Raw genomic sequence first — 14837 nt, forward strand, 5'->3', positions numbered from 1 at the left:
ATGACCACCACTGAAGTCTCCGATGACGACTTCCGGGAGATCCTTGCCCAGACGCGTCAGTTCGTTCGCGGCGCGGTGGTCCCGCGCGAGCAGGAAATCCTGGCCGACGACCGGGTGCCCGACGACCTGCGCGACCAGGCCAAGAAGATGGGCCTGTTCGGGTACGCGATTCCGCAGCGGTGGGGCGGCCTGGGCCTGAACCTCGCCCAAGACGTCGAGCTGGCAATGGAATTGGGCTACACCTCGCTGGCGTTGCGGTCGATGTTCGGCACCAACAACGGCATCGCCGGGCAGGTGCTCGTCGGGTTCGGCACCGACGGGCAGAAGGGCCGGTGGCTGGAGGCGATCGCGTCCGGTGAGGTGGTCGCCTCCTTCGCGCTGACCGAGCCCGGCGCCGGATCCAATCCGGCGGGCCTGCGCACCAAGGCCGTTCGCGACGGGTCCGACTGGGTGATCTCGGGCGAAAAGCGCTTCATCACCAACGCTCCCGTCGCCAACCTCTTCGTGGTGTTCGCGCGCACCCGCCCCGCCGACGACCAGGGCCCGGGGATCGCCGTCTTTTTGGTGCACGCCGACGCGCCGGGCGTCCAGGTGGGCGCCAAGGACGCGAAGATGGGCCAGGAGGGCGCCTGGACCGCCGACGTCGGCTTCGACGAGGTGCGCGTCGGCAACGACGCGCTGATCGGCGGCAGCGAGGACATCGGCTACCGGGCGGCGATGACCTCCCTGGCGCGCGGCCGCGTCCACATCGCCGCCCTGGCGGTGGGCGCCGCCCAGCGCGCGCTCGACGAGTCCGTGTCGTACGCCGCCACCGCGACGCAGGGCGGGACGCCGATCGGAAGCTTTCAGTTGGTGCAGGCGATGCTCGCCGACCAGCAGGCCGACGTGCTGGCCGGTCGCGCGCTCGTGCGCGAAGCCGCGCGGCTGTGGGTCAGCAACGAAGACCGCAGGGTCGCGCCGTCGGCGGCCAAGCTGTTCTGCACCGAAATGGCCGGCCGGGTGGCCGATCTCGCGGTGCAGGTACACGGCGGCAGCGGCTACATGCGCGGCGTTCCCGTCGAACGCATCTATCGCGACGTGCGACTGTTGCGGCTCTACGAGGGCACCAGCGAGATTCAGCGGCTGATCATCGGCTCGAACCTGGTCAAGGCGGCGCAGCGATGAGCGGCCGGCTCACGGGACGGGTCGCGTTGATCACCGGCGCGGCGCGCGGGCAGGGCCGGGCCCACGCCGTCCGGATGGCCGCGGAGGGCGCCGACATCATCGCCGTCGACATCGCGGGCAAGCTCCCGTCCTGTGTGCCCTACTTACCGGCGTCGGAGGACGACCTCGCCGAAACCGTGCGCCTGGTGGAAAAGGAGGGCCGCCGAATCTTCGCCTCGGCGACCGACGTTCGTCATTTCGACGAGCTGCGCCGCGTGGTCGACGACGGCGTCGCCGCCCTGGGCAGGCTCGACATCATCGTGGCCAACGCCGGCATCTCGGCGCCGCAGGCCTGGAACGAGATCACCCCCGAGACGTTCCAAGACGTCATGGACGTCAACGTCACCGGAACCTGGAACACCGTGATGGCCGGCGCCGAGAAGATCATCGAAGGGGGTCGCGGCGGATCGATCATCCTGATCAGCTCCGCGGCCGGGATGAAGATCCAGCCGTTCATGGTGCACTACACCACCAGCAAGCACGCGGTCACCGGGATGGCCCGCGCGTTCGCCGCCGAGCTGGGAAAGCATTCGATCCGGGTCAACAGCGTTCATCCGGGCCCGGTGAACACCGCCATGGGGTCTGGCGACATGATCGCCGCGATGGGTAAGGCCATGGAGACCAACCCGCAGCTGTCCAACATGCTCACGCCGTTTTTGCCCACCTGGGCCGCCGAACCGGAAGAGGTCGCCGACGCCGTGTGCTGGCTGGCCAGCGACGAATCACGCAACATCACCGCCGCCCAGATCCCGGTCGACCAGGGGTCGACGCAGTACTGACCGGGAATAGCCGCCAGGGTTCGGCGTTTTTAGTCGCTATGCGAAATTTCAGCGAAGCCGAACGTCAGGAATTCTTCGCCGCCAAGCACGTCGCCGTGCTGTCCGTCGCCGCCGACGGCCGCCCGCCGGCCAGCGTCCCGATCTGGTACGACTACACCGCCGGTGGGGACATCCGGATCATGACGGGGTCGTCCAGCCGCAAGGCGCGGCTCATCGAGCGGGCCGGTGCCGTGACACTGGTGGCCCAGCGCGAGGAGCCGCCGTACCAGTACGTGGTGGTCGAGGGCACCGTCGTCGAGACGACCAGGCCCGCCCCGCACGATCTGCAGGAGGCCATCGCCATCCGCTACCTCGGCGAGGAAGGCGGGCGCGCGTTCGTCGACAGCATGGAGGGCGTCGAGGAGGTGCTGTACACCATCCGCCCCGACCGCTGGCTCAGCGCCGACTTCACCGGGGACCTGTAGCCGCCGGCGAAATCTACGCGCATCCGCCGATGTTTTGCGGTGTGCGCTGCCTCCATGCTGGCTAACATGAGCGAGATCGATCCGCAGACGGACGTGCCGCTGTTGGACTGGAGCGAGCCAGGCATGGACGAGCCGCTGCCGACAGGCACCGTGACGTTGCTGCTGGCCGACGTCCAGGGTTCGACGCAGCTCTGGGACTCCCAGCCGCAGGAAATGACCGCGGCGATCGCCAACCTTGATCGAACGCTGGCCGAGTTGGTCGGGATCCATCGTGGTATCCGTCCGCTCGAGCAGGGTGAGGGCGACAGCTTCGTCATCGCATTCAGCCGGGCCTCCGACGCGGTGGCGTGTGCACTCGCACTGCAGCGGGCGCCGCTGGCGCCGTTGCGGCTGCGGATCGGGGTGCATACCGGCGAGGTTCAGCTGCGCGACGAGAACAACTATGTGGGCCCGGCCATCAACCGGACGGCGCGAATCCGCGAGCTCGCGCATGGCGGCCAGACGGTGTTGTCGGGCACCACCGGCGATCTGGTCGCCGACACCCTCGCCGACGACGCGTGGCTGACCGACCTCGGCACCCATGCACTGCGGGACCTGCCGCGCCCGGAGCGGGTGATGCAGCTGTGCCATTCCGACCTGTGCAACGAGTTTCCGCCCCTTCGGAAGCGTGACGCTGTTGTCTCTCAACGCCTCCCCGCGCAATTCACCAGCTTTGTGGGGCGTGACACCGAGATGCGCGAGGTGCGAAACCTTCTCGCGCAGAACAGGTTCGTGACGCTGACCGGTGCCGGCGGTGCCGGCAAGACCCGGCTGGCCGTGCAGATCGCGGCCTGCGTAGCCGGCGACTACGCCGACGGAATCTGGTATGTGGACCTGGCCCCGCTCACCGAGCCGGAACTGGTGCCGCTCACCGCCGCCCGGGCGTTGGGGCTGCCAGATCAGCCGGGGCGGTCCCCCGAAAAAAGCCTGCTGCAGTTCATCGGCGACCGGCACATGCTGGTGGTGCTCGACAACTGCGAGCACCTACTGGATGCCAGCGCGGCACTGACCGGTGCGTTGCTGGGCGCCTGTCCGCGGTTGACGGTGCTGGCGACGAGCCGCGAGCCGATCGGCATGAGCGGCGAGGTGACGTGGCGGGTGCCGTCGTTGTCCTTCGACGACGACGCCGTGCGCCTCTTTGGCGACCGCGCCGCCCACGCGCGACCGGGCTTCAGCATCGACGACGACAATGCCGCCGCGGTGAATGAGATCTGCCGTCGCCTCGACGGCATGCCGCTGGCGATCGAGTTGGCCGCGGCGCGCGTACGTGCGTTGTCGCCCAACGAGATTCTCGCCGGCCTGCAGGACCGGTTCCGGTTGCTGACCGGCGGGTCGCGCACGGCGGTGCGCCGCCAACAGACGCTGCGCGCCTCGGTGGACTGGTCGCACGCGCTGTTGACCGAGCCCGAGCGGATTTTGTTCCGCCGGCTCGGGGTTTTCCTGGGCGGCTTCGACCTCGAAGCCTGCCGAAAGGTGGTCTGCGACAAGGACCTGGCTCCGCACCAAGTGCTCGACGTGCTGGCGCTGCTCATCGACAAGTCGCTGGTGACGGCCGAATCCGCCGGCGGGCCAATGCGATACCGACTGTTGGAAACGATCCGCCAGTATGCGCAGGAAAAGCTCAGCGAATCCCCTGAGGTCATCGCCCTGCGGCACCGGCACCGTGACCACTTCACCGCCCTGGCGGCGGCACTCGACTCACCGGGTGACCTAAGCCTGGAGCTCCTGCTCGATCGAGCGCAGACCGAAATCGACAATCTGCGCGCCGCCTTTGCATGGAGCCGGGAGAACTCCGACACCGACAGCGCCTTGCAGCTGGCAACATCGCTGCAGCCGCTGTGGTTGACGCGGGGCGGACTCAAGGAGGGGTCGGATTGGCTCGACGTGGGTCTGGCCGACGCGGAGGACGGCGACGATGTGACGCCCCGGACAATGGCGCGGGCGTTGGCAGACAAGGCATTTTTGGACAACATGCGCGACACGGAAAGCTTTGCGCGGGCGCAGCGCTCGCTGGTCATCGCGCGTAAGCTCGATGATCCGGCGCTGCTGGCCCGCACTCTCACCGCCTGTGGGCGCCTCGCCGCCTGGAACGCGGAACTGGCTCGGCCGTACTTGTCGGAGGCGGAGGATTTGACCCGGGCCTTGGGCGACCGGTGGAGACTGAGCCAGCTCCTCTACAGCCAGGCGTTGACTGCAATGCTCGGCGCCGGAGATCTGGACGTCGCGACCGCGGCCGCGACGGAGGGCCGCGACCTCGCCGACGAGTTCGGCGACCGGGGCTACTCGCGCGCCTGCCGGTGGTGTCTCACCAACGTGCATTGGGTGCGGGGCGATGTCGCGGGGGCCGAAGCGCGCCATCGCGAATTGGTGGTCGAAGCGGACGCGGCGCACGCTCTGATCTGGCAGGTCAATGCCCGGGCGGCCCTGGGCCAGGTGCTCGCCCACAACGGACAGGCGGACGCGGGCCGGGCGATCGCGCTGGAGGCGCTCGACGACGCCGCGGGGATCGGCCAGTACCAGGAAGGCGTCGTTTACGCGGCGCTGGCCTTCGCCGCGCTGGCCGGTGGCGACGTGGGCGCGGCCACCGAGGCCAGCGATGCAGCGCGCGAGCGGTTCGCCGGCTTGCCGCTTGCGAGCACCACCACCAAGCCCTCGGCCCAGGCCGCGCTGGCCCGTGGAGATCTGACGTCCGCGCGCCGCTTCGCCGAGGAGGACGTCGCGACCGCGGTGGGTTGGTTCACGGTGCAGGCGCTGCTCACTCGGGCGCGGGTGGCCCTGGCGGAAAACGAGCCAGGGCAGGCCGAACGCGATCTGCACGACGCGCTGACCCGTGTTGCCGAACTGCGGGCGCACCTATTCGTTCCCGACCTGCTGGAGTGTCTCGCCCATCTGACTCACCTCGCCGGGAGCCACCTGGAAGCGGCACGCCTTTTCGGCGCGGCGCACGCCGTCCGCCAGCGCACCGGCATAGTCCGCTTCCGGGTATACGACGCCGACTACGCGGCGTCGGTCGCAGCCACCCGTAAAGCGTTGACGGACAACGAATTCGACGCGGCCTGGGACGCGGGCACCACCCTGTCCGCCGACGAGGCGATCGCCTACGCGCGCCGCGGACGGGGCGAACGCAAACGCCCGCCGAGCGGTTGGGACTCGCTGACCCCGACCGAGCACGATGTCGTCCGCCTCGTCGGCGAGGGCCTGGGCAACAAGGAGATCGGCGACCGGCTGTTCATCTCCCCTCGCACAGTGCAGACGCACCTCACCCACGTCTACGCCAAACTCGGGCTGCCGTCGCGCATGCGGTTGGCCCAGGAAGTGGCCCGCCGGTCAGTGCTGGATTAACTCCAGCGTCCCCAGCTCACGGATCGCCTGGCAGCCGCGGCTGAGCATGGCCAGCACCATGTCGTCGCCGCGTTCGGTGGCGGCGGCGAAGGCGAACCCCAGCGCCGAGATCAGCGGCGCCTGCAGCACCCCGAGCCGGTAGTCGCGCCAACAGGTTTCGGGGTCGTAACCGGTAACCCCGCAACCCAACAGCGCGCGGTGATACTCATTGACGAGGTCTTTCTCGATGCTCGCGCGCAGTTGCGAATTCAGGCTGGTGGCGGTGAAGTAGGCCAGGTCCCGGGCCGGCAGTCCCACGCCGAGCGTCTGCCAGTCGACGATGCTGACCCGGGTGCGTTCCGGGTCGAACAGCATGTTGTCCAGGCGGTAGTCGCCGTGCATCAGGGCGAACCGGTCATACTCGGACAGCAGCCACGGCGTCACCAAACCCATTGCCGCGCTGAAGGTGTCGCGGTCCTCGGGGCTCATGCGGTCGCCCAGCTTTTCCAGGGTGATGTCGGCGCTCATCTTGGCGACCTCGCCCATGCCGTTGGCGCCGGCTTCGTCGGGCCGGCCGAACGCGATGCCGGGGAAATCCAGCCAGAACGGGTCGCACCAGCTGGGCGCGTGCAGGCCCGCCAGAGCGTGCACGGCGAGGCGCGCTTCGGCTTCGCCGCAGCCGGCGAGTTGGTCGCCCTGCACGGCGGGCGCCTGATCGGCCAGCAGCAGGGCGTAATCCATTGCGTCCTCGGTGATCTCGCAGTAGAAGCACTGCGGCGTCGGCACCTGCACCCGGTCGGACACCGACGAGTAGAACGCGCATTCGCTGCGGTATCCGATGACGACCCGATCGCGCACGGCGTCGTCCTGGGCGGGCAGCTTGATGACGAACGTTCCCGGCAGGTCGCCCGGGTCGCCCGCATAGCTGGCCGTCACCCGGTAGGTCGCGCCGGTCTGCCCGGTGCCGATCGCCACCACGTCCACGCCGGAAACCTCGACCGCCGCGCGGTGTCCGCTCAGCGCCGCCGACAGCCATTCCGGGGTCACGTCGCCGGGGTACCGCGGGATCGACACCACAGCGCTCATACGCAGGCCTCCAGTACTTCGACTCCTCGACTGACGGATCAACTGTAAGGCATACGGCAAGAGCCGATGTGCCAGTCCGCCGCTTCGCGCTGTTGCCGCCAGAATTCGTCGAAGCGCCCGCCGGCGGCGAGCAGTTGGTCGACGGTGCCGTCCTCGACGATCCGGCCGTTGTCGAGGAACAGCACGCGGTCGGCGTGCCGGATGCTGGCCAGCCGGTGGGCGACGATCACGCCGGTGCGCGACTGCGGGTCGGCGGTGAGCGCGTCGACCACCGCGGCCTCGTTCTCGTTGTCCAGGGCGCTGGTCGCCTCGTCGACCAGCAGGATGGGCGCGCCCTTGAGCAGGGCGCGCGCGATGCTGACGCGTTGGCGTTCGCCACCGGACAGCGTCGAGCCGGCCTCGCCGACGACGGTGTCGGCGCCGTCGGGCAGCCGGGCGGTGAGTTCGTCGACACGGGCCAGCGCGACGGCGCGCGCGAATCGTTCGTCGGCGGCGGACGGATCCCCGGCGAAGACGTTTTCGCGGATCGTGCCGTGGAATAGGTAGGGGTGCTGGAACACGACGCCGCTGGCGGCGCGGCGGGTTTCGGCGTCCAGCGCCGCAGCGTCTATGCCGTCGATGAGCACGCGGCCGCCGGTCGGCTCGTGCAGTCCGGCGATCAGCGCCAGGATGGTGCTTTTGCCCGAGCCGGACGGGCCGACGATCGCCGTCGTGGTGCCCGGGCGCAACGCGAAGCTCACGCCGTCGAGCACGGGGACATCGTCGTAGCCGAAGGTGACGTCGTCGAATTCGATGCGCGGGGCCACGGCAAAGGGCAGCGTGGTGTCTCCGGCCGTCATGGTCGGCGCGGTGAGCACCGAACGGATCCGGTCCAGCGTGGCGCGGGTGCTCTCGAGGGCCGGGGCCAGCTCGCTGATCGTGGTGAAGGGCTCCAGGTAACGGGCGATGACGACGATCAGCGCGACGGCCTCCGGCACCGCCAGGGTGCCGTTCACCGTCAGCGCGGTGGTGGCCCCGGCCAGCAGGATCAGGGCCAGCTGGCTGGCCATGCTGAACAGCAGCTGACCGGGAACCTGCATGGCCAGCAACCGCATCGTCGCGCCGCGCTGCACGGCCAGCGCGTCGCCGACCAGGCTTCGCGCCGGTTCGACCCGCCGCGCGGCGCGCAGCGCCTGCTGGGTGCGGGCGAACTCGATGATGCGTTCGGTGAGCGCGGTGTTGGCCTCGCCGGCCGCGGTGTCGGCGCGGCGCGCCAGCCGCGCGGAGGCCCACAGGGCGCCCAGCAACAGCGGCACGCCGGCCAGCGCGGCGGCGCCCAGTTGCCAGGAGACCGGCAGCAGGGCGACCGCGATGGCCGCCGGCAGCAGGATCGCCGTCACCAGGGGTGTGAGCAGGTTGACCACCAGGCCGACGAGCTCGGGCCCCGTGGCAGCGATCGCCTGCCGCGCGGTCGCGGTGTTCTCGGCGGTGAACCAGCCCAGCCGCACATCCGGGAGCCGGTCGGCCACGTCGTGCTGGGAGTGGTCCAGCACGGCGAAACCCAGGCCGAAGCCGATGCGCGCGGTCGCCGTGTCGATCACCCAGCCGGTCACGGTGGCGACGGTCAGCCAGCCCGCCCACGCCAGGGCGCGCTGCGGGGTGTCGCCGAACAGCGCGCCCACCAGCGGGACGAGCAGCACCGTGGCCACTGCCCGCACCGCCACGGAGACCAGGGCCAGCGTCGCGTACGCGATTACCTTGGCGCGGCGCTCTTTTGGCACCAGCCCTATCCAGGTGCGGATCATCGCGCCCCCTCCCGTACGGCGCTCACCGCGTCGGCCTGACCCGTGTCCCACAGCCGGCGGTAGCGGCCGTCGGCGGCGAGCAGTTCGTCGTGGGTGCCCCGCTCGGCGATGCGGCCGTGATCGAGGACGACGATCTGGTCGGCCCGGGTGATGGTGTGCAGCCGATGGGCGATCACCAGCACGGTGCGTTCCCGGGTGAGCCGGTTGAGCGCCTGCTGCACAAGGTATTCCGATTCGGGGTCGGCGAACGCCGTGGCCTCGTCGAGGATCAGCACCGGGGTGTCGGCGAGGATGGCGCGGGCGATGGTGAGCCGCTGGCGCTCCCCGCCCGACAGCCCGGAACCGGCGCCGAGCATCGTGTCGTAGCCGTCCGGCAGCCGCATGATGCGGTCGTGGATCTGCGCCTCGCGCGCCGCGGTCTCGATCCGGTCGGCGGTGGCGTCGGGCGCGGCCAGCGCGATGTTCTGCGCGACGGTGCCGTGCACGAGCTGGGTATCCTGCAGCACGAAACCGACCCGCGCGTAGAGCTCGTCGGCGGTCAGCGATCGAATGTCTTGTCCCCCAACGCGTATCGCGCCCTGTTCGACGTCGTGGAAGCGGGCCAGCAGCGCGGCCAGCGTCGACTTGCCGGAGCCGGACGGGCCGACCAGCGCGGTGACGGTGCCGGGCCGCAGCGTCAGCGACACGTCCCGGATCACCGGGACCCCGGGGCGGTAGCCGAACGTGACGCGGTCGAAGACGACGGTCGCCGGCGAATCGCCTTGGGTCGCTTCCGACGGTTGCACGGCGAGCTCGGGCTCGTCGAGCGCGTTCTGCAGCCGCCGGGCGGCCAGCATCCCGGCGCGGATGCCCCCGAGCCCGTAGGCGATACCGAGCAGGCGCGCGCCGAATGTGGTGCCCAGCAACAGGAACGGCAGCAGGTTGACGGGGTCCATCCGGCCGGTGACGACCAGCAGGGTGCCCGTGACCGCGATCAGCCAGAGAAATGTCGAGGGGCGGGTGGCCAGATCCATCAGCGTCTTCTTGCCGGCCAGTGGCCGCTGCCAGGCCACCAGGAACCCGACGTACTCGTCGAGGCGGCGCCGGAAGCTCGATGCGGCGGCCCCGCCGAACACCCGAATCACCGGCTGGCCCTCGAGGTAGGCGCCCGCCTCCCCGCTCATCCTTTCGGCCCAGCGCTGCGATTGCGCGATGCGCGGCCCGGACGCGACGGTGAGCGACGACGTGAGCACCAGGTAGACCAGGACGGGCACGAACAGCACGAGCGCCACCCGCCAGTCGACCACGAACAGGTAGACCAGCACCGCCACCGGCGCGACGACGGCGGCGACCGCGTCCGGAATCGCGTGGGTGACCAGGTAGTGCAGCGACAGCGTGTCGTCGGAGACCAGCTGCTTGATCGACCCCGATCCGCGGGCGGTGAACCAGCCCAGCGGCAATCGCGACAATTTGGTCAAAAGCCTGGTGCGCAAGCGGTTTGCGAAGCGCGCGTCGACGACGTGCAGCCACAGCGTCAGCGCGGCCCCGAGCACGGTGCCGGTGCCCAGCAGCCCGACGGCCGCGACGCCCACCGTCCACAGCCGCGAGGCCTCCGCGCCGGACACCAGCAGCCGGGCCAGCTCGACCAGCAGCACGAACGGCGCCAGCTGCACCAGCGTGATCACCGCCTGCAGCACGCCCGAGACGATCAGCGCCGAGCGCAGCGGGGCGAGCAACCGACCGGCGCCCTGCGCGCGCCAGCTGCCGCGGGTTTGTGCCGGCACCGGTTGCTGCTGCGGCTGAGGGCTTTTCGCGGGGACTTGTTGTTGGGAGGGATCGTCGCCGCGGCGCGTGCCCATCGCTTTGCCGGCGCTCCAATAGGCCTGGGCGTGGATCTCGGACTTGGGAAACCCGAAGTCGTCGCGCAGCCGGGTCCGCACGTGCTTGAGCGTCGTGGCCTCGGGGGTCGCCCAGGCGTACCAGTCCGACCAGTCCCGGCTTTCGATCGCCGCGGCCAACGACCTCTCGTCGCGGCGCACGACCCAATGCACCTGCAGCCGAGGGTGTTTCGCAATCGGGATGAGCGCGTCGTCGTCGTCGTGGCGCTCGAGATACATCTCGATCGAAACATCGTGCGGGACGGTTCCGACGATCCCGTTCATTCCGGGGATCGACGCGGAGTCGCCGATCAGCAGGTAGCCGGCCGGCTGCTCCTCGGGCATGTCGAACCGCGACGAGCCCATCAGGGACATGACCGCGATCGTCGCACCGGGTTGCACGCTGCGCGCCCACGCCGAGGCCGGGCCCGACGGCTCGTGCAGCACGACGTCGACCGCGAATCGGCCGGTGGCCGCGTCCGCCTCGGAAAGGGTGTAGGCGCGCTGGAACTCGGTGTTCGACCCGTCGGGGTCGGGAAACCAGAACCGCAGCCACGCCGCCGGTTCGGCCTGCGCGTCCTCGAACAGGGTCGGTGACACCATCCTTATTCGCACGAAATGCGGTGCGATGCGGACGGTTTCGAGGACCGTCGCCGTGTGGTCGCGGGCACCGAAGCCGCGCAGCACCGCCCCCTGGAATCCGCGCGCCATCAGTGGTCCTCTCCGGCGGGGCCGAGCTCCGCCATCACCTCGTTGATCGGGCGCCCGGGCGGAATCGCCCCGACCAGGCCCCGGATCGACGCGGCCAGCAGCAGCCGCACGAATTCTTTGTCCGATACCTGCGGCAGGCCCGCGTGGGCCGCGCCGAGCCGCGCGTCGCCGGCCAACCGGGCGGCCGCGGCGTCGCGTTCCGCGGCGAAGCCGCCGGTGTGGTCTCCCGCGGTGGCGGTGGCGTTGTTCTCTTCCCGCGCGGCCAGGCTGATCGCCAGCGTGGCGACCGCGCTGCTCAGCACCACAGCGGCGTCCGCGGAATAGCCGCGCCGACTGAGCGCCCCGACCTCGGTGGCCAGCAACCGGGCGCCGGCGTCGCCGCGCGGGAACAGCACCTGAAGGTAGGACGCGAGCCCCGGGTGCCCGGCGGTGAAGTCGCGGAGCTGCAGGGCGAACGACACCAGGTGCGGCTCCGTTTCGGCCGTGGGGTCGTCGCGCAGCTCGAGCTCGGCGAGCAGGCTTTCGCCGACCAGTCGCTCGAGCTCCCACCGGCTGTCGACATGGCGGTAGAGGGCGGTCGCCGAAACCCCGAGGCGCCCCGCGACCGCGTTGACGCTGAGTCGTTGCATGCCGAGCTCGCGGCCGGCCCGGACGACATCTTCCACCGCGATCAGGGGAGGTCGCCCTCCCTGACGAGACGCAACGGTCTGCATCCGGCACCCTTCGGATAGGTAAGTTACCCCCACAAACTAAGGGTTACCTTACCCGGGGTCAACCGGGGGTCAGTGCTTGGTGCCGGAAGTGAGGTCCGCTTCGGACTCCTCGCGCTTCTGCTCGGCCATCTTCCGGTCGTCGGCGGCGGCCTGGCGATGGCGGGCGGCGGACTCCGCATGCATCTCCGTGTGCGACACCCCCATCGCGACGGTGCCGTCCTGCACTTTGGCGACCCGATCGTGGTGGCGCGCCGATTCCTCGATGCTGCGCGCGGCCGCGAGCCCCGCGCGCGCGGCGCGTTCGCGGGCCTCGGCGGCTCTGCGCTCGGCGAGTTCCACATCTGCTGCGGTGACGGCTTTTTCGGGTAGCTCGGGTGCGGTGGCCATGGCGACTTCCTTGATTGCGGTGCCTCGCGTCTACCCGCGGAATGCGCGACCAAACTCCGGCGGTGCGGACGGAGGGACTCGAACCCTCAAGCTCTCACGAGCAATGGCACCTAAAACCATCGTGTTTGCCAATTTCACCACGTCCGCGGCGGTGCCGATCGTACCGCTCGCGATGCCGCCCGAGCGGTCGGTGGCGGTAGGTTCAAGGGGTGCCCATCACCCGTCGTCGCCGGGCCGCGCTGATCGCTTTGGTGATCGTCGCGGCCTGCGGCTGCCTGGCACTGGGCTGGTGGCAGTGGACCCGGTTTCAGTCGACCTCGGGTACGTTCCAGAACCTGGGCTACGCGCTGCAGTGGCCGCTGTTCGCGTGGTTCTGCGTCTACGCCTACCGCAAATTCGTGCGCTACGAAGAGCAGCCGCCGGAGCCGCACAAGCCCGGCGAGATGACCGAGATACCCGCCGGGCTGCTGCCCGAGCGACCCAAGGCGGCCCCGCCGCCGACCGACGATCCCGCGCTGCGGGAGTACAACGCCTACCTCGCCGAGCTCGCCAATCAGGATGCCGAGAAGGAGAACAGGACCACCGCATGACGACACCCGAGACGCCCGGGGCGCCGACGCCCGCCGTTCCCGTCGAAAAGATCCGTCCCGCGCTGCTCGCCTACCGGATCATGGCGTGGACGACGGGCATCTGGCTCATCGCGCTGTGCTACGAGATCGTCTCGCACGTGGCCTTCCACCACGAGATCCGCTGGATCGAGGTGGTGCACGGCTGGGTCTATTTCGCCTACGTGTTGGCCGCGTTCAACCTGGCGATCAAGGTGCGCTGGCCCATCGCCAAGACCATCGGCGTGCTGCTGTCCGGCACCATTCCGCTGCTGGGCATCATCGTCGAGCACTTCCAGAGCCGGGACGTCAAGGCGCGCTTCGGGCTGTAGCGGTCGAGTGTGCCGCTGGCCGCACACTCGACGCCGAGCGTGCGGCAAGCTTCACGTTCGTGGTGCCGCCAAGTCGCGAAGCGCGGGCACCAACAGCGCCAGCGCGCGACCGCGATGCGACACCGCGTCCTTGTCCGCCGGGCTCAACTGCGCCGCGGTGCGATCCGAACCGTCGGGAACGAACACCGGGTCATAGCCGAATCCCCCGTCGCCGCGCGGCTCGCGCGCTATCGACCCGGGCCACTCCCCGCGCACGACCACCTCGTCCGCCTCGCCCGGTCCCCGGACCAGCGCGCAGGCCGACACGAACGCCGCGCCGCGCCGCGCGTCGGGCACGTCGCGCAACTGCGCCAGCAACAAAGAGGTGTTGGCGCCGTCGTCGCCGTGACTGCCCGCCCAGCGCGCCGACAACACGCCCGGCATGCCGTTCAACGCCGCGACCTCCAGACCCGAGTCGTCGGCCACCGAGGCCAGGCCCGTCGCGGCGAACGCGTCGCGCGCCTTGGCCAGCGCGTTGTCCTCGAACGTCGCCCCGGTTTCCGGCGACTCGTCGAACGCCGGCACGTCGTTCAGCGACACCAGCGTCAGCCCCGACAGGCCGGCGCCGTCGAGCACCCGGCGCAACTCGGCCAGCTTCTTCGGGTTGCGGCTGGCGACCAGCAGCTTGGTCATCGTCTATTCCTAAAGATGCGTCTGGGCCGTTGCCGATGCATCCGCGCAGCATCCCGATATTCGAGCTGCGGGAGGACGAATCATGATCTGGTGCAATGGTTTTCGTCAGCTGCCGAACGACTTCGACGGCGCCGGCCCCTCGGGCAGCGCCCCCGGGTACGGCAGCTCCAGCGCCTCGCGCTGGGCGGCGAACAAATGGTCGCACGCCGCCAGCGCCACGTCGAGCAGCTTGTCCAGCGTCGAGCGCGGGAACGTCGCGCCCTCGCCGGTCCCCTGGACCTCGACCAGCGTCCCGGTGTCGGTGGCGACGACGTTCATGTCGACCTCGGCGCGCGAGTCCTCCTCGTAGGGCAGGTCCACCCGGATGCGGCCGTCGACGACGCCGACACTGACCGCGGCGATCGCGCACGACAACGGCCGCGGGTCCGAAAGCTTGCCCTTCGCCGACAGGTAGGTCACCGCGTCGGCCAGCGCGACGTACGCCCCCGTGATGGCCGCGGTGCGGGTGCCGCCGTCGGCCTGCAACACGTCGCAGTCGACGGCGATCGTGTTCTCCCCCAGCGCCGCCAGGTCGATGCACGCCCGCAGCGACCGGCCGATCAACCGGCTGATCTCCTGCGTGCGCCCGCTCAGCCGGCCCTTCACCGACTCACGGTCGGAGCGGGTGTGGGTGGCCGACGGCAACATCGCGTATTCCGCGGTCAACCACCCCAGGCCCGATCCCTTGCGCCAGCGCGGCACCCCCTCGGTGACGCTGGCGGTGCACATGACCTTGGTGTGACCGAATTCGACCAACACCGATCCCGCCGGGTGCTCGGTGAATCCGCGGGTGATGACTACCGGGCGGAGCTCGTCGTCGAGGCGGCCGTCTTCTCGTTTGGACAC

The 14837-nt window shown here is 70.1% G+C and carries 13 protein-coding genes and 1 tRNA gene; 6 read left to right on the forward strand and 8 right to left on the reverse strand.

Annotation, left to right across the window (positions count from 1 at the left end; genetic code table 11):
* The 4 genes from AC5Y43_RS13950 (at window position 1) to AC5Y43_RS13965 (ending at window position 5827) form a co-directional block, all read left to right on the forward strand.
* Complete coding sequence (locus AC5Y43_RS13950) at window positions 1-1164, forward strand: acyl-CoA dehydrogenase family protein (RefSeq protein WP_499973278.1); 1164 nt, start codon at window positions 1-3, stop codon at window positions 1162-1164.
* Window positions 1161-1982: a mycofactocin-coupled SDR family oxidoreductase gene (locus AC5Y43_RS13955; RefSeq protein WP_499973279.1), complete on the forward strand. Its 822-nt coding sequence runs from the start codon at window positions 1161-1163 to the stop codon at window positions 1980-1982. The genes AC5Y43_RS13950 and AC5Y43_RS13955 overlap by 4 nt, the downstream gene beginning before the upstream one ends.
* A gap of 38 nt (window positions 1983-2020) precedes the next feature.
* Window positions 2021-2446 (forward strand): pyridoxamine 5'-phosphate oxidase family protein, encoded by a 426-nt coding sequence (locus tag AC5Y43_RS13960; protein WP_499973281.1) that lies wholly within the window; start codon window positions 2021-2023, stop codon window positions 2444-2446.
* Window positions 2447-2512: 66 nt separating this feature from the next.
* Window positions 2513-5827 carry a helix-turn-helix transcriptional regulator gene (locus tag AC5Y43_RS13965; protein ID WP_499973283.1) on the forward strand — a complete coding sequence of 1105 codons (3315 nt, stop codon included), beginning with the start codon at window positions 2513-2515 and terminating at the stop codon, window positions 5825-5827.
* Here the strand turns inward: AC5Y43_RS13965 and AC5Y43_RS13970 are convergent.
* From AC5Y43_RS13970 to AC5Y43_RS13995, 6 genes are all read right to left on the reverse strand, one after another.
* Window positions 5813-6892 (reverse strand): phosphotransferase family protein, encoded by a 1080-nt coding sequence (locus tag AC5Y43_RS13970; RefSeq protein ID WP_499973285.1) that lies wholly within the window; start codon window positions 6890-6892, stop codon window positions 5813-5815. The genes AC5Y43_RS13965 and AC5Y43_RS13970 overlap by 15 nt on opposite strands.
* 38 nt (window positions 6893-6930) lie before the next feature.
* Window positions 6931-8676, reverse strand: coding sequence for an ABC transporter ATP-binding protein (locus AC5Y43_RS13975; RefSeq protein ID WP_499973286.1), 1746 nt, complete (start codon window positions 8674-8676; stop codon window positions 6931-6933).
* Window positions 8673-11243 (reverse strand): ABC transporter ATP-binding protein/permease, encoded by a 2571-nt coding sequence (locus AC5Y43_RS13980; RefSeq protein ID WP_499973288.1) that lies wholly within the window; start codon window positions 11241-11243, stop codon window positions 8673-8675. The genes AC5Y43_RS13975 and AC5Y43_RS13980 overlap by 4 nt, the downstream gene beginning before the upstream one ends.
* Complete coding sequence (locus AC5Y43_RS13985; RefSeq protein WP_499973290.1) at window positions 11243-11908, reverse strand: TetR/AcrR family transcriptional regulator; 666 nt, start codon at window positions 11906-11908, stop codon at window positions 11243-11245. Before AC5Y43_RS13985 ends, AC5Y43_RS13980 begins: the two co-directional genes overlap by 1 nt.
* 117 nt (window positions 11909-12025) lie before the next feature.
* Window positions 12026-12343 (reverse strand): hypothetical protein, encoded by a 318-nt coding sequence (locus AC5Y43_RS13990; protein ID WP_499973292.1) that lies wholly within the window; start codon window positions 12341-12343, stop codon window positions 12026-12028.
* Between the two features lie 63 nt (window positions 12344-12406).
* Window positions 12407-12490, reverse strand: a tRNA-Leu gene (locus AC5Y43_RS13995).
* A 62-nt stretch (window positions 12491-12552) separates the two neighbouring features.
* Here AC5Y43_RS13995 and AC5Y43_RS14000 point away from each other — a divergent pair.
* Both AC5Y43_RS14000 and AC5Y43_RS14005 read left to right on the forward strand, forming a co-directional pair.
* Window positions 12553-12933 (forward strand): hypothetical protein, encoded by a 381-nt coding sequence (locus tag AC5Y43_RS14000; RefSeq protein ID WP_499973295.1) that lies wholly within the window; start codon window positions 12553-12555, stop codon window positions 12931-12933.
* Window positions 12930-13280, forward strand: a complete 351-nt coding sequence (locus AC5Y43_RS14005) for a DUF3817 domain-containing protein (RefSeq protein WP_499973297.1) — start codon at window positions 12930-12932, stop codon at window positions 13278-13280. The genes AC5Y43_RS14000 and AC5Y43_RS14005 overlap by 4 nt, the downstream gene beginning before the upstream one ends.
* Before the next feature lie 51 nt (window positions 13281-13331).
* On the opposite strand, the gene rdgB is transcribed toward AC5Y43_RS14005, so the two are convergent.
* The gene (gene rdgB / locus AC5Y43_RS14010; protein ID WP_499973299.1) at window positions 13332-13952 is read right to left on the reverse strand and encodes an RdgB/HAM1 family non-canonical purine NTP pyrophosphatase; all 621 of its coding nucleotides are present in this window, start codon (window positions 13950-13952) and stop codon (window positions 13332-13334) included.
* A gap of 105 nt (window positions 13953-14057) precedes the next feature.
* Window positions 14058-14837, reverse strand: a complete 780-nt coding sequence (rph, locus tag AC5Y43_RS14015; RefSeq protein WP_499973301.1) for a ribonuclease PH — start codon at window positions 14835-14837, stop codon at window positions 14058-14060.

Source organism: Mycobacterium sp. NGS57 (assembly GCF_059812405.1).

Coding starts and splice junctions, on each gene's coding strand:
- AC5Y43_RS13955 (WP_499973279.1), top strand. CDS start 1,161: ATGAGCGGCCGGCTCACGGGACGGGTCGCGTTGATCACCGGCGCGGCG.
- AC5Y43_RS13980 (WP_499973288.1), bottom strand. CDS start 11,243: ATGGCGCGCGGATTCCAGGGGGCGGTGCTGCGCGGCTTCGGTGCCCGC.
- rdgB (WP_499973299.1), bottom strand. CDS start 13,952: ATGACCAAGCTGCTGGTCGCCAGCCGCAACCCGAAGAAGCTGGCCGAG.
- AC5Y43_RS13950 (WP_499973278.1), top strand. CDS start 1: ATGACCACCACTGAAGTCTCCGATGACGACTTCCGGGAGATCCTTGCC.
- AC5Y43_RS13960 (WP_499973281.1), top strand. CDS start 2,021: ATGCGAAATTTCAGCGAAGCCGAACGTCAGGAATTCTTCGCCGCCAAG.
- AC5Y43_RS13965 (WP_499973283.1), top strand. CDS start 2,513: ATGAGCGAGATCGATCCGCAGACGGACGTGCCGCTGTTGGACTGGAGC.
- AC5Y43_RS13975 (WP_499973286.1), bottom strand. CDS start 8,676: ATGATCCGCACCTGGATAGGGCTGGTGCCAAAAGAGCGCCGCGCCAAG.
- AC5Y43_RS13990 (WP_499973292.1), bottom strand. CDS start 12,343: ATGGCCACCGCACCCGAGCTACCCGAAAAAGCCGTCACCGCAGCAGAT.
- AC5Y43_RS13970 (WP_499973285.1), bottom strand. CDS start 6,892: ATGAGCGCTGTGGTGTCGATCCCGCGGTACCCCGGCGACGTGACCCCG.
- AC5Y43_RS14005 (WP_499973297.1), top strand. CDS start 12,930: ATGACGACACCCGAGACGCCCGGGGCGCCGACGCCCGCCGTTCCCGTC.